The organism is Niveispirillum sp. FG148 (assembly GCF_057809655.1).
In genome coordinates, this window is sequence record NZ_JBMDKJ010000005.1 from 150,873 (window position 1) to 177,088 (window position 26,216).

Consider the following 26,216-nt stretch of genomic DNA (forward strand, 5'->3'; position numbering starts at 1 on the left):
CCCGCCCCTCCCCGTCAGCGGCCCGGCGCCGGGATGGACAACCGGCGGCCGGGTTTGGCCACGCAATCCAGCGGATCCAGGTACGGGTTGGCGTAAAGCAGCCGGTCGGCCAGCAGCGGATCGCCCAGCACGCGCGCCGCGATCTGGTCCAGCCGCACCCCTTCCGTCACCTGCAGCGTGGCGCCCGGTGCCAGGACCAGCCGCGGGGCGGAAAACCGGCCGTAATAGCGCACAACCTGACCGCCGGGCTGGTCCAGCGTCAGGACGGGCGTGTCCTTGTATCGGCTGTTGGGGCTGGCCATGCGGTTCACCTTTGCACACCATACTACACGCGCCGGTGGTCACAACACCGCCACGGGTCTTGTTGATTACACCGCTACGCATATGCTTCGCAATCCTCTGAGTTGAAAATGATGCTAATCAGAAGGTTGACATAGGCTTATGACCTGCTAGCCTTCGGACCGTTCCCGCCTCGATGACGCGCCCTCGGCCAACCCCTTGTCCGCAGGCGTCGGGCTTTCCATGCCCGATCAGGCGCCCCCGCCCTGACAGGGGCTGCTATCCAGTGCAACGGCCAGGGGTCAGTCATGCCGATCACCGTCTCCTACCCCGGTGTTTATGTTCAATCCATCGTGCAGCCGGCACCGCCCAACGCACCTGTGCCCACGGCACTGACAGCCTTTGTCGGGCGCGCCCTGATGGGGCCGGTGAACCAGCCGGTGCTGCTGAACAGCTGGGGCGACTTCCAAAGCATGCTCGGTGGCCTGTTCGAGGACAGCTCGATCAGCTATCAGGCCCAGGCCTTCTTCAACAATGGCGGGGCGCAGGCTTATGGCGTGCGGCTGTTCCACCCCGACGTGGAAGACCCCGACGTGCGCAGCGCGCTTGAAACCAGCGTCGTGGGCTGGCTGGGCGCCGCCAAGACCGCGGCCGCCAATGCCACCAGCAGCAAGGCCGCACAGGCCGCCGCCGCGGCCAGCCTGACCACCGCCGCCCAAGGCAAGATGGGCAATGACGCCTGGGTGCTGAACCGGCTGATCGGGCAGGTGAACGCGCTGGACCTGACGACACTGACCGATCAGGCCGCTGTCGCAAAAGCCGTTGGCGGGCTGAGCGGCGATGCCATTCCGGAATTCACCGCCAGCATCGCCATCAATGCCATCAACCCGGTCTATCAGGCGCTGTCGACCATGGTCGGTGCCCTGTCGATGCTGGGCGAGAGCCTGGCGGACAACAAAACTGCCGTCATGCTGGCCGCAGCCCAGGGGATTGTCAGCGATTTCTCACGCGGACCGGCCGGGTCCGCCGTGGTCAAGCTGAAGGAGATCATGGCCGCCAACGGCACCGTCAGTGACATGGTCCGATCGCTGGCCACGGGCATGGATGAGGCCCTGAAGGCCGGCGTGCCGACCCTGGACAGCAGCGTCACCACCGATGCCCAGTTGAACAGCCTGGGCGGCGCCGATCTGGTGGATGCGGTGCATGGCTACAACAACGGTGCCGCCGCCGCCGCCAAGGAGGCCACAAGCGGCACCCTGTTCGAAGCCCTGGTGACGCTGGAGTCCGACCCGTCGAATCCGCCGAGCCCGGCCGATGTGACGAAGGCGATCGCCGCCATCATCAGCGATGTGAAGACGAAAATCGTCGATCCGCTGGTTACCGCCGCAAACGCACCGACGGCCAGCGACGCCGACAAGGCGGTGGCCGGCGCCGCCACCGCCGTGCTGACGGCACTGACCATGCCGGCCGCCCCGCTGGAAGGATCGGAGGATGTGGCCCTGGCTGCCTGGGACGCCGCCGCCGCCTGGATCCAGGAGAACTGGCCCGACAGCGCCAGCCTGATCCTGAACGCCGCCAATCCGGGTTCCTGGGGCAACAGCCTGAAGGTTTCCATCGACACGGCCGGCATCGGCCCGGCCACGGTGGCCAAATACGGGCTGACCCAGGCCGACTGGTTCAATCTGACCGTGGAATACATGGACCCGACGGGTCTGGTTTCCACCGAAAGCTTCGCGGCGGTCACGGTGAACCCCAAGGGCGCCTCGCGCTATCTGGTCAATGTGTTGGAACAGCAGGCGCGTTATGTCCGGATGCCCGCCCCGGCCGGGACCGTGGTCGACCCCGGTGACGGCGCGGCCGGCACCGGCAGCGGCGGACAGGACAGCGATCCGCTGGACATCATGACCTATCTGGGCAATGAGGCGCTGAAGACCGGCATCTACGCCATGGAGCAGGTGCCGATCTTCAACATCATGTGCATTCCGCCCGATGACATGGATGGCGACACCGATCCGTTCATCTATCAGACGGCGGCGGAATATTGCGTGCAGCGCAACGCCATGCTGATCATCGACCCGCCGACAGGATGGGCCGACAAGTTCAAGGCCGGCAATGTGCCGGGCATCAGCCTGAACGACCTGGGCTCGTTCGGGGCGGAGGAGGGGCGGTCCTCGGCCGTCTATTTCCCGCGCATCGTGGCGGTCGATCCGTTGGCCAATGGCGCCACGCGCGTGCTGCCCAATTGCGGCTATATCGCCGGCATCTGGGCATCGACCGACAGCCAGACGGGCGTCTGGAAGGCCCCTGCCGGCCTGACGGCCGCCATCAACGGCATCGTCGGTCTGCAAAATGTCATGACCGACGCACAGAATGGTGAGTTGAACCCGCAAGGCATCAACTGCCTGCGCACCTTCCCCATCGGTGGCACCGTGGTCTGGGGGGCCCGGACCCTGCGCGGCGCCGATGCGCTGGGCGACGAATATAACTACGTGCCGGTACGCCGCCTGCTGCTCTACATCATGGATTGGGTGCTGACGAACACCAAATGGGCCGTGTTCGAGCCCAATGACCAGCGCCTGTGGTCATCGCTGCGGCTGCAGATCAGCAGCTTCATGGCCAGCCTGTGGAAGCAGGGCGCCCTGTTCGGCACCTCCGCCGATCAGGCCTTCTTCGTCAGATGCGACAGCCAGACCACCACCATGGTCGACATCGACAGCGGCATCGTGAATGTGCAGATCGGCTTCTGCCCGGTCCGCCCGGCCGAATTCGTCGTCGTCACGGTCCAGCAGATCGCCGGTCAGGCCGGTTGAGCCCAGAGGATATAGCCATGCCGCTTTTCCCCAAGAACCCGCAACGCCTGACGCCATACGCGAATTTCCGCTTCAAGGTGAAGTGGGACAACACCTATGTGCTGGGCGTCAGCAAGGTCAGCGGTCTCACCCGCTCCACCCAGGTCATTCAGCACCGGGAAGGGGGCGACCCCTCCCCCATCCATCTCGCCCCCGGTCAGACCAGCTATGGTCCCATCACGCTGGAACGCGGTGTCTCCTACGACACCACGTTCGAACAATGGGCCAATAAGGTCTTCGACTGGACCAATTCCACCAGCGCCGTCGGCCAGAACACCTCGCTTCTGGATTTCCGCAAGGACATCACGATCGAGGTCTATAACGAGGCGGGGATGAAGGTCCTGGCCTATAATCTCCATCGCTGCTGGGTGTCGGAATTCCACGGCATGTCGGAACTGGACGGCGTCGGCAACGCGCTGGTCGTGGAAAGCATCACCTTGCAGAACGAGGGCTGGGAACGCGACGACACCATCGTCGACGTGGCGGAACCCAGCTTCGTGCTGCCGGCGAAGAACCCACTGGTATAAGCGGCGGGCCGCAACGGGCTGGTCCGTACCGATATCGATCAACCAGGGGCCGGGGGGCCACGCATGGCCGGAACGCCTGGCCTTTTATCCAATGCCGCACTGCTGACCCTGTGGGAAGCCGGGGAGGGGCGTCACGACGCCGACCGGGCGTTGCTGATCCTGGCCCATGCCGAGCCTGGACAGGCCTGGACCGATCTGGCGGCCCTGCCGCTGGGGCTACGCGACCGGTTGCTGCTGGACGTGCGCCGCCAACTTCTGGGTGATGAATATCCCATCGGCGTGCAATGCCCGGCCTGCGGGGAGCGGCTGGAATTCACGGCCACGACCGACGAACTGGCCCCACCCGGTCAGCCGCCACCGCCCGACCGGGTGGAGGTGGTGCACGGGGACTGGCGGCTGGCGGCGCGGCCCGTCTGCAGCCGTGATCTGGCGGTTCTGCGCCCGGGCCAGACGCGCGTCCAGGCTCGTGTGGCCCTGGCGAGCGCCGTGATCCTGTCGGCCGAGGGACCGGCAGAGCGGCCGCCGGATGACGCCCTGGCCGCCCTGGCAGAGGCACTGGCGACCGCCGATCCCATGGCCGACCTTGAATTCGCCCTGTCCTGCCCGGCCTGCCGGCATCAATGGCTGGTGACCTTCGACATCACCGCCTATTTCTGGCGCGAGCTGACGCGCATGGCGCACCGGCTGCTGGACGAGGTGCATGAGCTGGCAGCGGCCTATGGCTGGGGTGCAGCCGACATCCTGTCCCTGTCCCCGGCGGCGCGCGCCTATTACCTGTCGCGGATCAAGGCATGAGCGATTATTTCGACAAGCGCATCGACCGGGTCTTCGGGCTGCAGGCGCTGGCCACCCCGCCCTTGCAGATGATCGTGGCCGACCCGTTTGCCCGCCGCGGGACGCTGATGCCGCTGCTGGTGGCCGCCGACAGGCCCGATGACGGCACACCCCCTCTGGCGGCTCTGGCCGCCCCCCCGCCGGCAGCACCCAAACCGGCACCGGCCCGACATGCCGCCCGCCCCCCCGCAACCGCAACCGCCCCCCCGCCCCAGCCGGCACCCCACCCCGCCCCACCGGACCGCCGTCGCGGACAGGCGGGCGCCTTGGGCCTGGATGATTACCTGTCCCGGCGCGGAGAGCGCTGATGGGCGATTATTCCATGGTGGCTTCCATCACCCGGACGCTGGTGCAGATCGTCCAGGATGGATTGAACCGCATCGACGGACCACTGGCGCGTGCGCTGGTCACCACGGGCCGGCCGGATGGCACCGATGCCATCCCGCAGCCGCGCGTGAACCTGTTCCTGTTCCACACGGTGCCCAACGCCTATGCCCGCAACCTGGACCTGCCGCTGCGCACAAGCAACGGACAGTTGCTGGCCCGGCCATCCCTGGCCCTGGACCTGTTCTATCTCTGCAGCTTCCATGGGGCTGACGATGTGGAGCGGATGGAGCCGCAGCAGCTTCTGGGGGCGGCCATGACGGCGCTGAATGCGCACCCGATCCTCACCCCCGACGACATCAACCGTGCCGCCAGCCTGTTCGGCGTGCGGCCCGACCCACGTTTCCCCCTGCATCAGGCCCAGGTGACGCCGCACAGCTTCTCGGTGGAGGAATTGTCGCGCCTCTGGTCCACGTTCCCGCAAGTGCCCTATGCCCTGTCGGTCTGCTACCGCGTCACGGCGGCGTTCCTGGAAACCGACGACGTGCCGGAACCCAGCATGCCATCCGCCGCCATCGCCCCGACGGTGCAGCGGCAGAACCCCGTGGCGCCGGCCCCGCCGCCGCCGCCGACCGTTCCCAGCCTGGAAAGCATCCGCCTGATCGAGCGGTCGGGCAGCGCCACGGCCCTGACGGGGCGGGTGGCCGTGATCCTGGACCCCGCCCCGCAATGGGGACAGGCGGTGACGCTGGAACTGCACCCGCTGGCCGGCGGCCGGTCCTACGCCTTTTATGGTACCGGCAAGGCGCAAGGGGCGACGGAGATCCTGTTCACCGGCACGCCGGCCGGCACCTATCTGGTCCGCGCCGGCTATGACGGGGCGCTGAGCCGGCTGACACGCGGCACGGATGGCCGCTTCAACGGCCCCGTCCTGACCATCCCGGTCACCTAGGGGGGGGCGATGGCGCGTTTCTCCCCCGATGAATGGCGGCGCCACAACCGCGCGGTCCTGCTGGCGCATCTGTCGCGGCTGGGTGGCCTGCTGGACCGTGCGGCCGGCAAACCGCCACGCCGGGCATTGCCCGTGCCGGAAAGCCGGCTGTTGTCCACCATCGACAGGCTGGTCCACGTCTTCGACCTGGAACCGTTTGAACGCGACGCGCTGCTGCTGGCGGCGGGGGTGGAATTCGATGCCGAGACGGCGTCGGCCTGCGCCGCGGCGCAGGGTGACCCGCAATGGACACGGCCCACCGTCGGACTGGTCCTGTCGGTGCTGGATGGCGCCAGCTGGTCGGCGCTGGGACCATCGGCCAGCCTGCGCGACAACGACCTGATCCATCTGGACAAGGCGACGGAGTTCGTCCGCTCCCCGGTCGGGGTCGACGAGGCCATGCTGCATTTCCTGCTGGACGGCATGCTGGTCGATCCGGAACTGGATGGCGTCATCAAGCCATTGCAGCAGGCCGCCACCGTCCTGCCCGACCATAGGGCCGTGGCCGACCGCATCGTCACGGCCTGGACCGGGGCAGAGGCGGAACGGCCGCTGGTGCATCTGCTGACCCGCGACATGGCGGACGCGATCTCCACCTTGGCGCTGGTCGGGGAACGACTGGACCAGCCGGTCTGGCGCATCGATGCCGGTGCCCTGCCGCATCAGCCCGGCCCCTTGCGCGCGCTGTACCGCCGCTGGCGGCGGCTGGCGCGGCTGGTGGACGGGGTGGGCGTGCTGGAACTGCCCGACCGACCGACTGCGGAGACGCTGGAGGCCGCCAGCCGCTTCGCCTTCATGACCGAAGAACCGTTGGCCATCTTGGGATCGGATGCCCGCCTGCCGGGCAGCCGCCCGCGATTGACCCTGGAACTGCCACGGCCCGACGGCGCCGCGCGGGAACGGCTGTGGGCCGATGCCCTGACCGATGCCATCGGCGTCAGCCCCGATCCCGACCCGGTACAGCGTCTGGCCCAGACCTTCGACCTGGATATCGCCAACCTTCGCGGGGCCGCCAGTCTGGCCGCCGGTCCTGACGATGATGATGACGATGATGACCAGCAGGGCCACCGCCGCGGCTCCTCCCACGACTGGCTGCCCGCCGTCTGGGCCGCCTGCCGGCAACAGGCGCGCACCCGCCTGGACGGGCTGGCCCAACGCGTGGGCGGCGATGCCGGCTGGAACAGTCTGGTCGTGCCGCCCGTCCTGTCGGAAGGCCTGCGGGATCTGGCGGCCCAGATCCGGCACCGGACCCTGGTCCATCAGACCTGGGGCATGGCCCCGCCCGGCGAACGCGGCATGGGCATCACCGCCCTGTTCGCCGGCGGCAGCGGCACCGGCAAGACCCTGGCGGCGGAAATCCTGGCCACCGAACTGAACCTGGACCTCTACCGCGTCGATCTGTCGGCCGTGGTCAGCAAATATATCGGCGAGACGGAGAAGAATCTGGCCCGCATCTTCGACGGGGCGGAGGCCGGGGGCTGCGTGCTGCTGTTCGACGAGGCCGACGCCCTGTTCGGCAAGCGCGGCGAGGTGAAGGACAGCCACGACCGCCACGCCAACATGGAGGTGGGCTACCTGCTGCAGCGCATGGAAAGCTATCGCGGGCTGGCCATCCTGACCACGAACCTGCGCGACAACATGGACCCGGCCTTCCTGCGCCGCCTGCGCTTCGTGCTGGATTTCCCCTTTCCCGATGCGGCCTTGCGCGAACAGCTCTGGCGTCAGGCCCTGCCCGACCGTGTGCCCATGCAGGGGGTGGATCGTCACGCCCTGGCCCGGCTGGCCCTGTCGGGCGGGCAAATCCGGGTGGTGGCCCTGAACGCGGCCTTTGCCGCCGCCGCTGATGGCGGGGTGCTGCGCCCGGCCCATCTTCTGGCCGCCGTGCGCCGCGAATATGCCAAGCAGGGACGCCCCATGTCGGACAGCGAGGTGCGGCTGTTCACATAGGGCGGTTTTCAGTTGATCGGAAACCGCCCCGGCGGCGGCAGACGCGGTGCTCCACTTTCCTTGCTTCCTGTGTCGGCTGAATGCAGAAAAAATGGCGCTTTGCCCAGTCTTGATCTCGCCATTGCGGCTCTGCGCCAGCCAAGGGTTTGCCGTGACATCCCCTCTGCCACTGGTCATAATCGGCGCGAAGATGTCATAGGACCAAGCGCACCTTTGGGGACGGTTCGCCGCCCCCTCGTGCGGGAGATGCCAAAGCGATGGGTGAACGGATCGCCGTCACTGACACCTCGGCAAAACGCCCGCAGTCGCCGGCCGGTGTGCAGCACGACGCCGCGGCGGGGGCGGTTGTCCAGCGGGCCGACACGCCCCCCCACCGCCCGTCCGCCCGTGATCTCCTGTCTGCGGCGGGGGGCGCGCCCCTGCCCACCGCCGTGCGACAGCAGATGGAGCGGGCGTTTGGTGCCGGCTTCGGCCGGGTGCGCATCCATCACGGGGATGAGGCAGAGGCCTACGATGCCGCCGCCTTCACCGCTGGTGAGCGTATTTTCATGCCGCGCAAGGCACCGCGCCTGGACAGCGGTGAGGGTCGGTCGCTGCTTGCCCATGAGTTGACGCATGTGCTGCAACAGCGCCATGGCCAGGTGCGGCGCCCGGCCGATGGCGTCGCCGTCGACCCCCATCCGGAGCTGGAACGGCAGGCGGTAAAGACAGCCGCCAGCGTGATGCGGGGCGACGGGGCCCCCGGCTGGGGGGGCAGCGCCACGGCAGCCCCGTCGCCGCCCTCCTCTGGCGCCGCCGTGCAGCGGGCACCGAAAAGGGACAGACGCCGGACGGATGAGGAAGAGGGCATTGAGATGATGCCCCTGAGCCGGCCGGAACCGGCCGCGGCGGAACATGATCAGGCGCCGGTGGAAACCCGCCCGCGCGCCAACGCCATCATTGAGCCGCCGGAACAGGAACCGCCAAAGCCGGAACCGGCGCAGCCGAAGACCGAAGCGCCGAAAAAGCCGGCGCCCGGGAAAGAGGAACCGATCCCCGATGATGCGATCGAGAAAAGCCGCAAGCGGCACAAATTCGTGACCAACCACCTGGATGCGGGCCAGGGCGGGGCCGGACCCGCCCTGTCGCAGACCGATGATGGCCTGCGACAGGCCATGGCCCAGATGGGTGACCTGGCCAAGCAGCTGGAAGCGGCGGGCCGAGCCGGACCGATGGCGCCTGCGCCCACCGTGCCCTGGGCACAGCAGCAGCAGGCGCCCGGGGGGGACCCGTCCTCCCCGCCGCCCCTGCCCATCCCCGACCTGCCGCAGCCGGATCCCGGCCCCACCATCACCCCGGATGCCCCCATGTCGCCGCTGACAGCCAATGCCCCCACCTACCGCAGTTTCAAGGAGATGCACCAAGAGGAGGAGCAGGCCAAGGAGGCCCTGCGCGAGCGGCATGAGAAGCACAAGGCCGAGGCGGCGGCTGCCAGCAGCGCCCAGGGGGCACCGGCATGAGCAATGGCCCCAGCGCGCCCGGCGGCATCGTCCGCCTGGACCCCACCACCTATGCGCCCGTCGCCGTGATTCCGTTCCAGTTCAATCCGGCCGCCGTGCGCCGCACCCTGCAGGCGGCTACCGTGGGGGGGCAGCCGGGCGGTCATTCCGAAGCGGTGCAGTTCACCGGTGCCCCGACCGAAACCTTCGTGCTGGAGATCGAGCTGGATTGCTACAATGCCGGTCTGCTGCCTGCCGTGGTCGGTCAGGACAGCGGCCTCTACCCCATGCTCTATGCCATGGAGACGCTGATCTATCCGCCCATGACCCAGGTCGACACGTCCCTGGCGGCGCTCAGCACGGGCACCATGGCCATTGCCCCCATCGCCGTCCCGCCGGTTCTGCTGGTTCTGGGGGGCAATCGCGTGGTGCCCGTGGCACTGCAATCCTTCAGCATTGTGGAACAGGCCTTCGACAATGACCTGAACCCGCTGCGCGCGGTCGTATCGCTGTCAGCCCGCGTCCTCAGCTATTCCGACACGACCTATAATTCCCCCGCCTACCAGTCCTACAAGACCTATCAGCAGTCGAAGGAAGGGCTGGCCAACATCCTGTCGCTGTTCCCGCCGCCCGCGGCATCCAGCACGGGCAGCTGAAGGAAGCCCCGACGGCACCGCATCATTATTACGCCCAGTGAAATGATTCATTGCGGTCACCATGGCTTCCGCCCGGCGGGGCAATCACGCAGGATCGGGCCATTCCAAACACCGTCCGGTCCGCCAACGACCGCGCCCGCATCCGAGGTTTTTCTGAAATGACGATGGAAGTGAGAAAGGGGCCGCCGCCACGGCCGGCCCCCACCGTGATCCTGCGCGCTGCGGCGGGCGGCGTGCTGGCGGTCGGTCTGCTGCTGGCGATCATGGGCCTGACAGACACGGCCCTGCTGATGGCGCCGTTCGGGGCCAGTTGCGTGCTGTTATTCTGCGCGCCGGACAGCCCGCTGGCCCAGCCACGTGCCGTCATCGGCGGGCATGTTCTGTCCACCGCTGTCGGTCTGGCGGTCATGGCGCTGGCGGGCACCGGGCCACTGGCCATGGCGCTGGGGGTCGGGCTGGCCATCGCCCTGATGATGGCGACCCGCACCACCCACGCGCCGGCCGGTGCCGATCCGCTGCTGGTGATGATGACGGGACAGGGCTGGCTTTTCCTGGTCACGCCGGTGCTGGCCGGCACGGTGCTGCTGGTCCTGGCCGCCTGGACCTGGCACCGGGTCACGCGTCCCGGAGCCTATCCAGTATATTGGTGGTGAAATCCCAGACCCGATCCAGCTCCATCCGCAGCCGGGGGGCGGCATGGTCGATGAAGGCGCGAACCTTGGGTGCGGCCATGCGACCCTGGGCATGGACCAGATGGACGGGCACGGCATCGGGCGTGAAATCGATCAGCACGGGCACCAGCCGCCCTGTGCGGAACGCCTCGCCCACCATATAGCAAAGCGCGACGGTGATGCCCTCCCCACGCTCGGCCGCCTCCAGCGCCACAAAGGCGTCGTTGATCTCCAGCCGTGGATGCAGATCGACCGTGCCTACGCGCCCGTCGCGCTGAAACCGCCATTGCCGGCCCGGCATCATGCCGGTGAAGGCCAGGATCTGGTGATCGCGCAGGTCGCCCGGCGTCCGCGGCGTGCCATGGCGGGCCAGATAGTCCGGGCTGGCGACCAGCAGCCGGCGCACGGGCCCCACCTTCTGCGCCACCAGGCCGCTGTCGGGCAGATGGCCGATCCGGATGGCCAGATCAATGCCTTCATCCACCAGATTGACAACACGGTCCAGCAGCAGCACCGACGCCGTGACGGTCGGGTGGGTGGCCAGAAAGCTGCTGACGACCGGCCCCAGCAAGGTCCGGCCAAAGGTGACGGTGGCGGTCAGGCTCAGATGGCCGGTCGGCGCTTCCGAGCCACCGGCCCCGGCCTCACGCGCGGCGCCATCCCATTCCGCCAGGATGCGACGGGCGCTGTCCAGAAAGCGCAACCCTGCCTCGGTCAGCGACAGGCTGCGCGTCGTACGGTTCACCAGTCGCGCACCCAGCCGCTCCTCCAGCGCCGCCACGGCCCGGGTGACCGCGGCCGGTGACAGATGCAGGCGCCGGCCGGCGCTGGCGAAGCCGCCCGTATCGGCGACGGCGACGAACACTGTAATCTCATGGAAACGGTCCATGCCACTCCCGTCGCTGCCGGCCGGTCAGGCCGCCTGCAGCTTCATTGCCTCCAGACGCCGGGACAGATCGCGGCGGGCTGCCCCGTCAAGATCGAAGCAGATGCTGCAATCCTCCTCGCGGGCGGACACGATATGGAAGGCGACCGGGCCCGGCAAGGAGGACCAGTGCAGGCGTCCCGACTGTCCGGCGCGGGCGCCGGGCATTGCCAGCAGGGCGCCGCCGCCCGACAGGTTCACGATCGTCACCTTGCTGCGGGTGGCGCCGATCTCCACCTCTGCGGACTGACCCAATACAAAGCGGTCCTCGCCACGGCGATCGACATCGGAAATGGCCGTACGCACGACGCGGACCAGGGTCTGGCGCAGATTATTCACCCCATCGGTCACGCGCGTGGAAACGCTGCGCAGCATCCGTGCCTTCTCCCCCGTGCCATGCGCCTCGTCGGAGACGAGCGCGATGCGGCGGGAGACTTCACGGTTGGCATTGGCCGTTTCATGCACGTTGCGGGCGATCTCCTTGGTCGCGGCCGACTGTTCCTCCATCGCAGCAGCGATGGTGGAGGAGATGTGGTCCATGGCGTTGATGGCCCCGCTGATGCCTTCCACGGCCTGGACGGCGGCATGGGTGGCTTCCTGGATCTCGTTGATCTTGGCCGTGATCTCCTCGGTGGAGCGGGATGTCTGATTGGCCAGGCTCTTCACCTCCGACGCGACGACGGCAAAGCCCTTGCCGGCCTCGCCCGCCCGCGCCGCCTCGATCGTGGCATTGAGCGCCAGCAGGTTGGTCTGGCCGGCAATGTCGCGGATCAGGTTGGCCACGTCGCCGATCTGATTGACCACATCGCGCAGGCTGTCGATGGTTTCGCGGGTGCGCTCGCCCCCCTCCACGGCCTGTCGGCTGACGGTCATGGCATGGGCCACCTGGGCGCTGATTTCGCCGATGGACGCCGTCAACTGCTCTGTGGCGCTGGCCACGGCCTCAGCATTGGCCAAGGCCTGCTCGGCAGCGGCCGCCACGTTCTGGGCATTGTCACTGACCTGGGCCGCGGACTGTTCCATGGCGGCGGCCGTCTCGTCCATGGTTTCGGCCTCATGTGCCACCAGATCCACGGACGTGCGCGATTCCGTCTCCACCGTGTCGGCCATGCCGGTCAGGGCGGTGACGCGGTCAGCATGGGCCGCTGCCTCGGCCTGGGCCTGCTGCTCCCGCAGGCGGACATTGTCGGCCGTGCGTTCATGCAGGATGGAAAGCGCGCGGGCCATGTCGGCAATCTCGTCGTGGCGGCCACCGGCGGCGGGCAGGCGCACCGCCAGATCACCATCACCGATCCGGGTCAGCGCGTCGGTAATGCCGATCAGCGGCTTCACCACATGGCGATGCAGCACCAGCATGATCACAGCCGACGCCAGCACACCGCCGATCAGCAGCAGAACCGACAGGTCCGACAGATCATCGGCGATGGTCACGGCGCTGCCCAGCTCGCCATGCATATTGTCAACGGCCTTGGCGGCGATCCCGTCAACCTCCGCCACCACGGCGTCCAGCGCCGCGGACAGGGCTTCCGTCTGCCCGTCCAGCTCACCCATCAGCTTGTTGCCGGCAGCGGGACCGTCCTTGACGTAGGCATTAGCCATCTTCATGCCCAGGGCATAGAAGGGCTCGATGGTCTGCCCCACCTGGTCCAGTTCGGCGACCAGCTTCTGGTGCCCGATGGCCTTGGCCAGTTCGCGGGCATGCTTCAGGTTCTCATGCGCACCTGTGCGGGCTTTCTCCGCCTCCGCGAAGCCGTCATCCAGCCCATCCAGCGCCCGGGTGGCTGACACATCGGTCAGCCACTGCTGAATCTGCACCAGATTGATGTTCAGCAGCCGGGTCGTCGACACCAGATCCAGCGCCTGAACCGCCGCCAGATCGGCCGCATGGTTGGCCGCGGCGATCTGCTTTTGCTGGCGACCGGCCCCAAGCATCATCAGCAGAGTCGCAGCCGCCAGCAGCAACAGCACCAGCAGGTTGGAAAGCATGATCTTCTGGCTGACACCGAAACGCATGATGGGAACCCGTACAATGTCTGGTCGAACCTGCGCCCCTGCGTCAGGTCCACTTGACCCAAACGTAACATCATACGCATGCGTTCAAAGTATGCGGTTACCGCATAGTTCCAGTGCCGCCGGCCTAGCGATTGCTAGCAGAAACTATACAAAGGGATAGGTTGCAAAATACCTTCGATTACTTAACCGCTTCCAGACCAACCACGATGGCGTCCCGCTCGGACGGGATGCACAGCAGTCTGCACGACTGACCGCCGGGGATCAGGTTGATTGCGTTGCTGCGGAAATTGTTCGGATTAAACAACACTGGACGATGCCACCAAAGCTGGTAGTCAAGGCCGCGCAGCACCGTGACCAGGCTGTCCACCTGCCCCGAAACGTCACCATTCAGGTACAGGATGGGGCGGCAGCGATCGATGGTGGCTTTGGCGCCCGCCAGGATTTCCGCGGCCCCTTCCTGCTGATCCAGCTTCAGCAGACGCAGCCGGTCCAGATCCAGACTGTCGATATTCACCGCCGCCGATGCGGCTTCACGGGCGGCGGGGACGATACTGACCTGGGACAGGTTGTTGGCATCGACATTCCAGGCCAGAAGCTGCCTGGCGGCCGCCTCCGGTTCGACGGCATGGACATGGCCGTCCGGCCCCACGGCCTGCGCCAGGGCCATGGTCTGCGCACCGACGCCGGCCCCGACCTCGACGACGACATCACCGTCGCGAAGCAGGCGGGCACAGAGCTGCACCTCCGCCTCGGCCCATTCCCCATACCAGTCCAGGCAGCGGCCAACGGGGGAATCACCGGCCGGATAGCGCATGCGCCCATACCGTGTCGGCGCTTCCAGCACCCCTTCCTCGACAACAACGGACACGCTGCGAGCCGTGACATTGGCGGGCGGGCGCACGGCGGGAAGCGGCGGACGCGACACCGCCGGATAGGGGGTTGCGGGTGGAAGGGGCGGTGCCGGCGGCGGCAGCAGCCGTGACCGGTCGCCCCCCTTCAGGGCCGTCACCTCGCCCGCAATCCGATCGAACACCTTCGGCCAGTCCCCCACCTCGCGCTGGCGGAACAGCCGCATGGTCGGATACCAAGGGCAATCCTCGCGTTCCAGCATCCAGCGCCAGTCCGGCGACAGCTTCAGCGGCACCCAGACATGCCGACCCAGCGCGCCCGCCAGATGGGCAACGGACGTGTCGGAGGAGATGATCAGATCCATATGCGCCATGACGGCAGCAGTATCGAGGAAAGCCCCCTCGCCCTCGTCAAAGTCGGGGCCCAGCGTCACCACCTTCATGCCGTCGGGCAGGTTGTCCAGCTGGTCCAGCCCATAGCCCTTCTGCAGGCTGATCAACGTCACGCCGGGAATGCGCGCCACGGGGGCCAGATGCTGCAACGCATAGGACCGGCCCTTGTCCACCGAGGTACCCGCCTTGCCCTGCCAGACGATGCCGATGCGGAATCCCCCTTGTGGCAGGCGGTCACGCCAGGATTCCACCCGCGCGGGGTCGGCCTGCAGGTAGGGAATGGGGGTCGGCAGGTTCTCCAGCGTGACGCCCAGCACATGGGGCAGGCTCATCAGCGGAAGATGGACGTCGAAGGGGGGCAGCAATCCATTATGGGTCGCCAGCGTCACGTCCGGGATATGGGCATAAAGGGCATGAAGATTGGCCGGCACTTCCAGGATGACGTGCCTGGCGCGCTTCACCACCTCCGGCACGAATCGGATGAACTGGATGCTGTCGCCCAGCCCCTGCTCGTGCGACAGCAGGATGGTCTTGTCGGAGATATCGCCACCGGTCCATTCCGGGCATCCGAAATCGCGCAGCGGCACGGGCAGATCAGGCTTCAGCCAGCGCCATTCATAATGCTCCCAGCCTTCCTTCAGATCGCCCCGCGCCAGCAGGACGCCGGCGGCCGTGCCATGTGCCTGCATATGGTCAGGATAGAGTTTCAGCAGACGGCGGGTATAGTGCAGGGCCTTGTCGCTGTTGCCGACGGTCAGGTGGATATTGGCCAGGTTGTTCAGCGCGTCGCGATAGGTCGGATCGGCCGCCAGCGCCTGCTCAAAGCAGCGCAGGGCCCGTTTGTTGTCGCCCAGTTCGTGAACGGCATTGCCCATGTTCAGCAGCGCTTCGCGCATGCCCGGACGCAGCTTCAGCGCCTTTTCATAATGGCCGATGGATTCGGCCGGCCGCTTGGCGGCGTAAAGCTGGTTGCCCAGATTGACCAGAACCTCTGGCACATTGGGATTGATCGTCAGCATCTCTTCATAGATTGCGATCGCGTCCTGGGTCCGGCCCTGGGCGGCGGCCTCGTTCGCCTGGGCGAACTTCACCTCCAGGCTGACCGGCGGGGGCGGAGGTGTTGCGGCCTGATCGGCATGGCCCGACTGCGCCAGCAAGGCGTCGGCCTGGGCCAGGGCGGCGGCGGCGAAGGGCGACCCCGGCCGGGCCTCCGCGGCCTTGCGGCAGGCCTCCACCGCTTCCGGGATACGGCCCAGCGCGCTCAGGGAATTGGCCATGTTGATCCGGGCGTCGGCATCGCCGGGCATCACCGAAAGCCAGCGACCGATGGCCTGCACCGCCTCTGCATGACGGCCCAGCTGTTGAAGCGCGATACCATAGGGATGCAGGACTGCGACGAAATTCGGCGCGCGGTCCAGCAGGCGCCGATACCCTTGCTCAGCTCCCGCGACTTGCCCGGCCAGATGCTTTTCCTTGATCGCGTTCAGTTCCGCGACCAGCTTCATCTCAACATCCGACATCTGGGCCAAGACATTCCCCTCCGATATTCCGGCACCGCCACGTACCGCCTTCATCCACCCTTGTACCGTTTGCCCACAAGGTTAATCAAATCAAATGCCCGGCCTCAGCGCAGGGCATTACTGATCAGATAGGCTCCATAGTCGGCGGCCTTCAGCCGGATGGCGGCACGCTCATTTTCCCCTGCCATGGCGCGGGCCAGGATGATGTGGCGCTGCACGTCACCATCCACCACCTTGAACAGACCCGCTTCACCCTTGATGCGGGGGTAATAGGTCGGGTCGACACGCTTCTGCCGTTTGGCCAGCCGTTCGATGGCCTCCTCCTCCGACAGGTCGATGTCCGCCTGCTTCTTCACCAGGGTCCAGTCCTTCTCCCCCGCCCAGCCCGCGGCCACCAGTTCGGCCGGGTCGCCTTCGCACACGCCCACCTTGAACAGATTCTTGCCCAGCCCGACATCGGAGCCCCATTGGCTCAGGGCGGCACTGCGCGCGACGAAAATGGTGGCCATATCCGGTCTCCCTCAAATATCCGAAGGGCGGGCAACCCCAAACCGCCTCCCGCGAACGGGGTAGCGCAGGATGGGGCCCAAGGAAAGAGGGTTTTGCCAATCACAGAGGCCTTATTGAACAGCAAATAGGCGAACATGGCTATTCATTGTGCAGCAAACGCCGATGACGCGGTATTGCAGGGGTTCGCAAGACGATGGCAAGAGGTCGCATGCCCATAATTTGATCAATATTTTCTCTGGATAATTTTTAGTCAATTGATACTTTATATAGTCAGTAAGACGGTGCAAAGCCGCACTGTGGTGCAAAGCCGCATCAAGCGACACCGCAGTCACGCCCAAATATTCGCAATCTTATGCATCATAATGGTTCACATGCCAAAAGACATGCTGGCGGACAATTCCGCTCATGCCCGAACCGGGGGCGCAACCGAAGCTTCACCTGAAACCATCATCGATCTGGCGCGGGAGGTCGCGGAGGTCTCCGCGATGCGGACCAGTGCCATCGGCGATATAACCCGACGAACCAAGATATTAGCCCTCAATGCGAAGATCGAGGCGGCGCGGGCCGGTGTCCACGGCGCGGGCTTCGGCGTTGTCGCGGCGGAGGTGCAGAACATCTCGTCGGAGATCGACCAGGCCGCCAGCCTGATGCGGGACGAAATCGTAGGCAGCGCCAACCGCCTGCATCGGCTGGGTCAGGATCTGGTCGGCACCATCCGGGGGCAGCGTCTGGCTAATCTTGCGCTCAACATGATCGATATTATCGATCGCAACCTGTATGAACGATCCTGCGATGTAAGGTGGTGGGCCACCGACAGCGCCATGGTCGATGCGCTGACGCGCCCATCGGCCGATACGGCCGACCACGCCGCCTATCGCTCCGGCGTCATTTTGAAATCCTATACGGTCTATCTCGATATCTGGGTGGCCGATGCCACCGGGCGGATCGTCGCCAACGGCCGGCCCGACCGTTATCATGTCCGCGGCAAGTCCGTGGCCGATGAAAGCTGGTTCAAGGATGCCATGGCGACACGCGACGGCACTGAATTCGCCGTCGCCGACGTCGCCCCGCACCCGCTGTTGAACGACCGGCCGGTTGCCATCTATTCCACTGCCATCCGCGCCGGCGGGGCGGAAAATGGCAAGCCGCTTGGCGTTCTGGGCATCTTCTTCGACTGGGCACCCCAGGCCGGTACGGTGGTGAAGTCGATCCGCCTGACGGAGGAGGAGCAGTTGGAGGGTCGGACCAAGTGCCTGATCGTCGACAGCAATTTCCGCATCCTCGCGGCCAATGACGAACGTTATCTGCTGATGGGCCGTTATCCGATCAGGACGGATGGCAAGGACATGGGCTTCTATCAGGCCGATGACGGCACGGTGGTGGCCTTCGCGCTTACCCCCGGTTATGAAACCTACAAGGGGCTGGGCTGGTATGGCCTGATCCTGCAGCGCACGCCGGACGTGGAAGCCGCCTGGAACGCCAGCCACGGTGTGGGCAGCAGCCGGCATTGACGACAGGCCCGCCCCGCGCAACCGGGGCGGGCCTGCCTTTACGCCTTCTGGATACCGGGCTTGGCCGGATCGATCGCGTATTTGACGCGGGTGGACAGTTTGCCGCCCGGCCGCGACACCTGATCCAGGACGCGCAGCTCCATCTGCAACCGCTTGGGCGTCACCTCGCAGATGCCATAGCCGCGCTGGTCGTTGATCAGCTTGATGTGCGGGTTCTCGTCCAGCATGCCCTTGGCATTGGGCCGTGCCTCCCCGCCATCACCACCCGAGGAGATGGAGGTAACGACGAATTCCGAGGTCACGGTGGGGCTGTCGGGATTCTGGTCGTCCAGATGCACATCGCCGACAATATGCTGATGCTCATCCCCGGTCAGGATGACGGCGTTGCGGATCTTGTTGTCATGCAGATGCGACAGCACGCGGCGGCGCGCCACGCGGTAGGGGTCCCAGCTGTCCAGGTTGCGGATATTGGCCGGGCCCGGTTCACGGTCACAGGGCATGAACATCACCTGCTGGGCCAGCAGGTTCCATTTGGCCTTGCCGTTCACCAGATTGTCGAACAGCCAGGCTTCCTGCTTCTCGCCCAGCACGGTCAGCTTGGGGTCGTTCACCTCGTCACAGGCGGGGCGGAACCCGTCGCGGCAGGGCTGGTCACTGCGGTACTGGCGCGTGTCCAGCACATGCAGGTCGATCAGGTCGCCAAAACCCAGCTTCCGGAAAAGCTGCATGTTGCCGGCCTGCGGCAGGGACGATTTGCGGAAGGGCAGATGTTCGTAATAGGCCTGGGCCGCCGCCGCGCGGCGCAGGCGGAAAATCTCCGGCGGGGTATTGTCCCAGTCGAAATCGCTGACCCAATTGTCCACCACCTCATGATCGTCCCAGGCGGCGATCCAGGGGGCGGCGGCATGGGCCTTCTGCAGGTCGGTGTCCAGCTTGTACTTGGCATAGCGCAGCCGGTAATCATCGACGGAGAAGGGGTCCGGCTGGTCGATGCGGCGCGGCGACGGCACCACATCCTCAATATGCCGGCTGTAGAAGAAGGGCCGGCTCAGGCCTTCATAGATGTAGTCGCCATAATGGTAGACGAAATCGACCTCCTCCTGCGACAGGAAGTCGAAGGCGGTGTAGAGGCCCTGATCGTAATTCTGGCAGCCGGCCACGGCGAAGCGCAGCTTCTGCGTGGGCGTGCCGGCAGCCGGCGCCGTGACGGCGCGGCCCTGCTGCGACCGGTGGTCACCGCAACGGAAGCGATACCAGTAGGGGCGGCCGGGCTCCAGCCCCGCCACTTCCACATGGACGGAATGGGCCAGTTCCGGATAGGCCATGGCCGTCCCCTTGGCGGCCACTTCCTTGAAGCTCTTGTCCTTGCCCACTTCCCAATCGACGGGAATGATGTCCGTGGGCATGCCATAGCCGGGTTCCAGCGGCCGGGGCGCCAGCCGCGTCCAGATGACGAAACCGTCGGGCCACGGATCGCCCGAGGCCACGCCCAGCTGGAACGGATAGTCGGTGAAGGTCGGCCGGCCCAACGCCAGCCGGGGTGCCGCCAGGGGGATGCCCAGGGCCGAAACAGCCAGGGCGCCCGCCCCCCGCAACAAGGCGCGTCGATTGAACGCGAAGGGGGCCGGCAGCACAGACTTCATCAGCAATACCCGTTGCTAACACCCTGCGGGCGGCACCGGAATGGTACCGTCAGGCGGATGGGACAAGAATGGATATGCGGAACCGGACTGGCCAGTTCCGTTACCCTTGCTTGTGACATTGGCGGGGGCGGCTTTGCAAGCGTCTGTTGCGTCGCAGCGCGGCCGCCCCGTCGCCGGCATCAGGCGCCGATGATGCCGCCGCCCTTCTTGGTCACAACCACCACCGAAGGCCGCGGGGGCATATTGTCCTTGAAATCGGGCCAGCGTGTGCCGGGATCGGCGAAGGTGCCCTGCTTGTTGCCTGACTTCGTGGCCTTGTCGACCGCATCCGACCCCGGATGCTGCACCGACAGGAACAGGGCCTGATCGTCGGGGGTGAAGCTGGGACCGGTCATTTCCGCCCCCAGCGGCACGCGGAAGAACAGGCGTGCCGTGCCGCGCATCGGTCCCTGCGTCTCCACAGCCCAGATGCCGTCGGCAGCCCCGCTGGTCCATTGCCACTTGTTGCCCTGGTCGGTGCCCACCCACAGCCGTCCCATGCTATCGAAGGCGCAATTGTCGGGGCAGGAGAACCAGCCATTTTCCGTGGTGGCCGGATTGAAGCTGGCGCCCGTCTTCGGATCAGCCGGATTGCCGGCCTTGATCAGGATTTCCCACTTGTACTTGTCGGCGCCATGGTCGCCGCCCGGCGGCGTCATTTCCACGATATGGCCCCAGCTGTTGGCCGGGCGTGGGTTGGCGGCATTCACGCGTGACTGCTCGGGATGCTTGACGTCATTAGGCAGCCGGTCGTCATTGTTGGTCAGCATGACATAGACCAGACCGGTCTTGGGATTGACCTCCACATCCTCCGGCCTGTCCATGCGGGTGGCCCCCAGCAGCGTGGACGCAATGCGCGCGCAGATCAGCACATCACCCTGATCCTTGAAGCCGTTGGCAGCGGTCAGCGGCCCCTGCCCATGCACCAGCGGCAGCCAGGTGACCGTGCCATCGGCATCGAAGCGGGCGACGGACAGCGTGCCTTCTTCCAGCAGCTTCATGTTGGCCTTGCGGTCGGCCGGGTTGTACTTGCCCTTGGAAACGAAGCGATAGAGATGCTCAAACCGCTGGTCGTCGCCCATATAGACGGCGACGCGGCCATCCTTGTTCACGGTGACGCCGGCCCCTTCATGCTTGAACCGGCCCAGCGCCGTCAGCTTGCGCGGCGTGCTGGTCGGATCATAGGGATCGATCTCCACGATCCAGCCATAACGGTTGGCGGCATTGGGTTCCTTGTTGATGTCGAACCGCTCGTAATGGCGGCCCCACTGATAGACCGTGGAAGGAACTGTCATGCGGTCGTAATTGCGCTGTTCGGGATGGGACTGGTCCATCTTGCCGGTGAAGTAACCGTCGATATTCTCCTCGCCCGACAGGACCGTGCCCCAGGGCGTCTGGCCCCCGGCGCAGTTATTGACCATGCCGATGACGGTGCGGCCTTCCGGGTCATCCTTGGTCTTCAGCCGCGCGTGGCCGGCGGCGGGGCCGACCAGGGCCATCTTCGTGTTCAGGGCATTGACGCGGCGGTTATATTTGCTGCCCTTCACATAAGACCATTTGCCGTCCTTGCCGCGCTTCACCTCCACCACCGTGCCGGAATGGGCGGCCATTTCGACCTCGACCATCTCCTTGGTCACGGCCTCGGGCGCGTAGCGGTCCTGGCCTTCCGGGACCAGACCGGGGAACATCAGCTCGGCCTGGGTATATTCATGGTTCACCCACAGCAGGCCGTTATCGGCATTATTCGACCCCAGCGGCAGCGGGTAGAAGGCCGTATAGTCGCAATTATAGCCGAACTGCTTCAGCTGGCTGTCGGCCGTCTGCTTCTGCGGGTCAAATTCCGGGCTGTCGGCAAACAGCGGGTCACCCCAGCGGATCAGCACATCGGCATTATAGCCGGGGGCGACATGGTGGTTGCCATCCACACCACGGGCCAGTTCCTCGAAATTGAAGCCGAATCCGGCCTGACCGCCCGCCGCCGCCTTGCTTGCCGCGGGTGCTGCCTGCGCCTTGGCCTCGCCGGTCATCACCAGGGCCGGGATGGCGGGCGTGAAGGCGGCGATGGCGCTGGTGCCCAGCATGCCGCGCAGAATCTCGCGCCGGCCCAGGCGCTGCTGCACCACCTCGCCAAAGGTCGGCTCGCCATCGGGGGAGGCGGGCACATCCTGCAAGGCATCAAATTCAGCATAGTTGGCGGGGATCGGACGGGTCATGACGGGGCAGTCTCCAAACATACAGGCGGCCGGAAACCGACCATTGCCTGCTTATAAGCCGCCGATGCTACAGTTATTTGACAGTCCGCCCCGGCATGTGCGCGGCGTCGATCTGCCACAGACCGGCCACGAAGCGCCACGGGGGAGGGCGCGGCGGCTTTTGTCACCTTGCCGGGCGCGTGCGAACTGGATAGCTTGTCGGGCTGGAATGATTGCGGGGGCTGCTGTTCCGGATACGGGTCTTTGCCGTGCCGATCCCCTGCCCGTTCGGATATGGAGCCGATGAAGTTTGCCCGTCGTGCCGCCCTGGCGGTCCTTGCCTTGAGTTTTGCTGCGACCGCATCGGCCGCTCCCGCCTCCACCACCACGGGCTTCGCGCCGGCCATCGTCTTCGACATGGGCGGGCGCTTCGACAAGTCCTTTAACGAGGCGGCGAATGCCGGGGCCGAACGGTTCAAGGCCGACACCGGCTATAATTTCCGCTGGTTCGAAATCACCAACGAGGCGCAGCGCGAACAGTTCCTGCGCCGGCTGGCCCAGCGCAATGCGGAAATCATCGTGTCGGTCGGCTTTTCCATGGCGCCTGCCGTGGAAAAGGTGGCCAAGGAATATCCCAACGTCCATTTCACCCTGATCGACGGCGTCGTGGACCTGCCCAATGTGCAGTCGGTGGAGTTTGCCGAGCATGAGGGGTCGTTCCTGGTCGGCGTCCTGGCGGCTTTGGCGTCCAAGACGGGCACCGTCGGCTTCATCGGTGGCATGGATATCCCCCTGATCCGCCGTTTCGCCTGCGGCTACGAACAGGGCGTGAAGTCGGTGCGCCCCAATGCCCATATCGTCGTCAACATGGCCGGCAGCACGCCCGCCGCCTGGGCTGACCCCACGCGTGGCAGCGAACTGGCGAAAAGCCAGTTCGACCGTGGCGCCGACGTGATTTTCGCTGCCGCCGGCCAGACGGGCCTGGGTGTACTGCAGGCGGCATCGGACGCCGGCAAGCTGTCCATCGGTGTGGACAGCAACCAGAACCACCTGTTCCCCGGCAGCGTGCTGACCAGCATGGTCAAGCGCGTGGACGTGGCCGCCTATGAAGCGTTCAAGACCACCAAGGACGGCACCTGGACGGCCGGTCATCAGCGCCTGGGCCTGAAGGAACAGGGTGTCGGCTGGGCCTATGATGAGAACAACAAGGCTTTGATTACGCCGGAGATGAAGGCGGCCGTCGACAAGGCGACGGACGAAATCAATTCCGGGACCCGCACCGTCGCCAATTATGACGACGTCAAGGGCTGCAAGTACTGATCCCTTCCCGAATTTGACCGTACTGACGCAGGCAGCAACCATGTCGGCCGCCCACCAAACCCATTCCCCCGCCTGGGCGGTCGAACTTGTCGGCATCGACAAGCGATTCGGCCCCGTCCATGCCAATCGCCAGGTCACCTTGCGCTTTGCGCCGTCCAGCATCCATGGGCTGGTGGGCGAGAACGGGGCCGGCAAATCGACCTTGATGAGCATCCTTTACGGCTTCTACCAGGCCGATGAAGGGGAGATCCTGGTCCGCGGCCAGCAGGTCGATATCCGCAATTCCCAGGACGCGATCCGTCTGGGCATCGGCATGGTCCATCAGCATTTCATGCTGGTGGAGACCTTCACGGTGCTGGAAAACCTGCTGCTGGGCAATGAGGGCGGCCCCGTCCTGGGCCCGGCGATGGAGCGGGCGCGGGCGGAGGTGAAGGCGCTGGAGGAACAGTTCGGCCTGGAAGTGCCGCTGGACGCCCTGGTCGCCGACCTGCCCGTGGGCGTGCAGCAGCGCGTGGAAATCCTGAAGGCGCTTTATCGCGGGGCCGAAGTGCTGATCCTGGACGAGCCGACGGCCGTGTTGTCGCCGCCGGAGGTGGAGCAGCTGTTCCAGATCCTGGACCGGCTGCGCCGCCAGGGCCGCACCGTGGTGCTGATCACGCACAAGCTGAAGGAAATCCTGGCCATCACCGACCGCGTGTCGGTGCTGCGCCGCGGCGCGGTCGTCGCCGAATTCACCACGGCCGAGACCAGCCAGCAGGCGCTGGCCGACGCCATGGTGGGCCGCAAGACCTCACTGGAGGTGGAGCGGGGCCCGGCCAAACCTGGGCCCGTTCTGCTGGCCGCATCGCATGTCGATGTCGTGGACGGGCGCGGGATCAAGCTGCTGGACGATGCCAGCCTGACCGTGCGGGCGGGAGAGATCGTGGGCATCGCCGGCGTGGCCGGCAATGGCCAGTCGGAATTGCTGGAAGTGCTGTCCGGCATGTCCGGCTTCTCCGCCGGTACGCTGACCATCAAGGGGGCGGAAATCGGCCCCACCGCCGGCTATGACGCGGCCGACGCCCGCCGGCGCGGTCTGGCCCATGTGCCGGAAGACCGGCTGAAACTGGCCGTCATCAAGGAATTCCCGGCCTATGAAAGCGCCATCCTGGGCTATCACCAGGATAAGGTCCTGGCGGGCCGGGCCGGCCGGCTGAACTGGAAGCGCGTCGTCGAACGCACGGCCGAGCTGATGGAACGGTTCGATGTGCGCCCGCGCGATCCGAACCTGCGCAGTTCGCTCTTCTCCGGCGGCAATCAGCAGAAGCTGGTCATGGCGCGCGAGATGGACCGGGAGCCGGACATCCTGTTGGTGGGTCAGCCGACGCGCGGGGTGGATATCGGCGCCATCGCCTTCATCCATCGCCAGCTGGTCAGCTTGCGCGACCGGGGCAAGGCCATCCTGCTGGTCTCGGCCGAGCTGGACGAGATCCTGGCTCTGTCGGACCGCATCCTGGTGATGTGCGGCGGGCGGATCGTGGGCGAGCTTTCGGCCGACGAGGCCACGGAAGGCCGGATCGGGGTGATGATGGCCGGCATCGCCGATGGCGTGACCGGTGACGAAGGGGTGACGGCATGAGTGCGGGTGCGGGTTCCGACAATCTTCCCTGGTGGGTGACGGGGCTGGTGCTGCCGCTGGTCAATGTCGTGCTGGCGCTGCTGGTCTCTGCCCTGGTCATCCTGGTCATCGGGGAGGACCCGATCGGCGCCATTTCCAGCATGCTCTATGGGGCGCTGCTGACGGGCGACGGGCTTGGCTACACGCTTTATTACGCCACCTCGCTGGTGTTCACGGCCCTGGCTGTGGCCGTCGCCTTTCATGGCGGGCTGTTCAATATCGGTGGGGAGGGGCAGGCCTATCTGGGGGGCCTGGGTGTGGGTCTGGTCTGTCTGGCGCTGCCGGGCTGGCCCTGGTGGGCGCTGTTGCCTTTGTCCGTACTGGGCGGGGCAGCCTTTGGCGCCCTGTGGGCCGCCATCCCCGGCTGGCTGCAGGCCTATCGCGGTAGCCACATCGTCATCACGACCATCATGTTCAATTTCCTGGCCTCGTCGCTGATGGTCTATCTGATGGTCAATGTGCTGATCAGGCCGGGCCAGATGTCGCCGGAAAGCGCGCCCTTTGCCAAGGGCACCTTCCTGCCGATGATGAGCGACATGCTGGCCGGGATCGGCATTCCCATGCTGGCATCGCCGCTGAACTTCTCCGCCTTCCTGGCGCTGGCCGCCTGCGTCGTCGTCTGGGCCTTCATCTGGCACACGCGCTGGGGCTATGCGCTGCGTGCCGTAGGCGCGAATGAGAATGCGGCCCGCTATGCCGGGATCGACGCGCGCAAGGTCATCGTCATCACCATGGCCCTGTCGGGTGCGCTGGCAGGATTGCTGGGCGTGAACGAGCTGCATGGCGTGCAGCACCGCATCCTGCTGAACTTCCCGGCAGGCCTGGGCTTCACCGGCATTGCCGTGGCCCTGATGGGCCGTAACCATCCGGCCGGCATCCTGCCCGCCGCCATCCTGTTCGGGGCGCTGTATCAGGGCGGGACGGAGCTGATCTTCGACTATCCGACCATCAGCCGGGAGCTGGTGGTGGTGATCCAGGGTGTGGTGATCCTGTTCGCCGGGGCCCTGGAACATATGTTCCGCCCGGCGCTGGTGCGCCTGTTTACACGCCGCCCCGCAGACGCGGTGGCCAAGCCGGCGGGGGCCTGAG

The 26,216-nt window shown here is 66.1% G+C and carries 20 protein-coding genes; 13 read left to right on the plus strand and 7 right to left on the minus strand.

The features are described 5' to 3' along the window. Positions 1–14 precede the first annotated feature (14 nt). Positions 15–302: a hypothetical protein gene (locus ACODTW_RS07575; RefSeq protein WP_488945356.1), complete on the minus strand. Its 288-nt coding sequence runs from the start codon at positions 300–302 to the stop codon at positions 15–17. Between the two features lie 285 nt (positions 303–587). On the opposite strand from ACODTW_RS07575, the gene ACODTW_RS07580 reads away from it, so the two are divergent. The 9 genes from ACODTW_RS07580 (at position 588) to ACODTW_RS07620 (ending at position 10,538) form a co-directional block, all read left to right on the plus strand. Beyond that, positions 588–3,089 carry a phage tail sheath family protein gene (locus ACODTW_RS07580; RefSeq protein ID WP_488945357.1) on the plus strand — a complete coding sequence of 834 codons (2,502 nt, stop codon included), beginning with the start codon at positions 588–590 and terminating at the stop codon, positions 3,087–3,089. Between the two features lie 17 nt (positions 3,090–3,106). Continuing rightward, positions 3,107–3,655, plus strand: coding sequence for a phage tail protein (locus tag ACODTW_RS07585; RefSeq protein ID WP_488945358.1), 549 nt, complete (start codon positions 3,107–3,109; stop codon positions 3,653–3,655). A 63-nt stretch (positions 3,656–3,718) separates the two neighbouring features. Next, entirely contained in the window at positions 3,719–4,450 is a 732-nt protein-coding gene (locus ACODTW_RS07590) for a hypothetical protein (RefSeq protein ID WP_488945359.1), read from the plus strand. Continuing rightward, positions 4,447–4,797, plus strand: a complete 351-nt coding sequence (locus tag ACODTW_RS07595; RefSeq protein ID WP_488945360.1) for a hypothetical protein — start codon at positions 4,447–4,449, stop codon at positions 4,795–4,797. The genes ACODTW_RS07590 and ACODTW_RS07595 overlap by 4 nt, the downstream gene beginning before the upstream one ends. Continuing rightward, a complete protein-coding gene (locus tag ACODTW_RS07600; protein ID WP_488945361.1) occupies positions 4,797–5,765 on the plus strand; it encodes a Pvc16 family protein in 969 nt (322 codons plus the stop codon). The genes ACODTW_RS07595 and ACODTW_RS07600 overlap by 1 nt, the downstream gene beginning before the upstream one ends. Positions 5,766–5,774: 9 nt before the next feature. Next, a complete protein-coding gene (locus tag ACODTW_RS07605; RefSeq protein WP_488945362.1) occupies positions 5,775–7,751 on the plus strand; it encodes an ATP-binding protein in 1,977 nt (658 codons plus the stop codon). 257 nt (positions 7,752–8,008) lie between these two features. Continuing rightward, a complete protein-coding gene (locus ACODTW_RS07610) occupies positions 8,009–9,250 on the plus strand; it encodes an eCIS core domain-containing protein (RefSeq protein ID WP_488945363.1) in 1,242 nt (413 codons plus the stop codon). Beyond that, positions 9,247–9,885 carry a CIS tube protein gene (locus ACODTW_RS07615; RefSeq protein ID WP_488945364.1) on the plus strand — a complete coding sequence of 213 codons (639 nt, stop codon included), beginning with the start codon at positions 9,247–9,249 and terminating at the stop codon, positions 9,883–9,885. The genes ACODTW_RS07610 and ACODTW_RS07615 overlap by 4 nt, the downstream gene beginning before the upstream one ends. Positions 9,886–10,049: 164 nt before the next feature. After that, a complete protein-coding gene (locus ACODTW_RS07620; RefSeq protein ID WP_488945365.1) occupies positions 10,050–10,538 on the plus strand; it encodes an HPP family protein in 489 nt (162 codons plus the stop codon). Here ACODTW_RS07620 and ACODTW_RS07625 read toward each other — a convergent pair. The 4 genes from ACODTW_RS07625 to ACODTW_RS07640 form a co-directional block, all read right to left on the minus strand. Further along, the gene (locus ACODTW_RS07625) at positions 10,501–11,445 is read right to left on the minus strand and encodes a LysR family transcriptional regulator (RefSeq protein ID WP_488945366.1); all 945 of its coding nucleotides are present in this window, start codon (positions 11,443–11,445) and stop codon (positions 10,501–10,503) included. The genes ACODTW_RS07620 and ACODTW_RS07625 overlap by 38 nt on opposite strands. Before the next feature lie 24 nt (positions 11,446–11,469). Beyond that, positions 11,470–13,494, minus strand: a complete 2,025-nt coding sequence (locus tag ACODTW_RS07630; protein ID WP_488945367.1) for a methyl-accepting chemotaxis protein — start codon at positions 13,492–13,494, stop codon at positions 11,470–11,472. 178 nt (positions 13,495–13,672) lie between these two features. Next, positions 13,673–16,240, minus strand: coding sequence for a tetratricopeptide repeat protein (locus ACODTW_RS07635; RefSeq protein WP_488945368.1), 2,568 nt, complete (start codon positions 16,238–16,240; stop codon positions 13,673–13,675). Between the two features lie 119 nt (positions 16,241–16,359). Continuing rightward, on the minus strand, positions 16,360–16,764 hold the full coding sequence (locus ACODTW_RS07640) for a hypothetical protein (protein WP_488945369.1): 405 nt from the start codon (positions 16,762–16,764) through the stop codon (positions 16,360–16,362). Between the two features lie 384 nt (positions 16,765–17,148). Between ACODTW_RS07640 and ACODTW_RS07645 the strand changes: the two genes are divergently transcribed. After that, complete coding sequence (locus tag ACODTW_RS07645; protein WP_488945478.1) at positions 17,149–18,276, plus strand: cache domain-containing protein; 1,128 nt, start codon at positions 17,149–17,151, stop codon at positions 18,274–18,276. Positions 18,277–18,314: 38 nt separating this feature from the next. Here ACODTW_RS07645 and ACODTW_RS07650 read toward each other — a convergent pair whose 3' ends face one another. Next, complete coding sequence (locus ACODTW_RS07650) at positions 18,315–19,919, minus strand: alkaline phosphatase D family protein (RefSeq protein ID WP_488945370.1); 1,605 nt, start codon at positions 19,917–19,919, stop codon at positions 18,315–18,317. A 179-nt stretch (positions 19,920–20,098) separates the two neighbouring features. After that, complete coding sequence (locus ACODTW_RS07655) at positions 20,099–22,171, minus strand: PhoX family protein (RefSeq protein ID WP_488945371.1); 2,073 nt, start codon at positions 22,169–22,171, stop codon at positions 20,099–20,101. Positions 22,172–22,453: 282 nt separating this feature from the next. Between ACODTW_RS07655 and ACODTW_RS07660 the strand changes: the two genes are divergently transcribed. The 3 genes from ACODTW_RS07660 to ACODTW_RS07670 are packed head-to-tail and all read left to right on the plus strand — an operon-like array spanning position 22,454 to position 26,215. After that, positions 22,454–23,470, plus strand: a complete 1,017-nt coding sequence (locus tag ACODTW_RS07660; protein ID WP_488945372.1) for a BMP family lipoprotein — start codon at positions 22,454–22,456, stop codon at positions 23,468–23,470. Between the two features lie 40 nt (positions 23,471–23,510). Further along, entirely contained in the window at positions 23,511–25,088 is a 1,578-nt protein-coding gene (locus ACODTW_RS07665) for an ABC transporter ATP-binding protein (RefSeq protein ID WP_488945373.1), read from the plus strand. Next, entirely contained in the window at positions 25,085–26,215 is a 1,131-nt protein-coding gene (locus ACODTW_RS07670; RefSeq protein ID WP_488945374.1) for an ABC transporter permease, read from the plus strand. The genes ACODTW_RS07665 and ACODTW_RS07670 overlap by 4 nt, the downstream gene beginning before the upstream one ends. The last annotated feature ends 1 nt before the right edge of the window (position 26,216 follow it).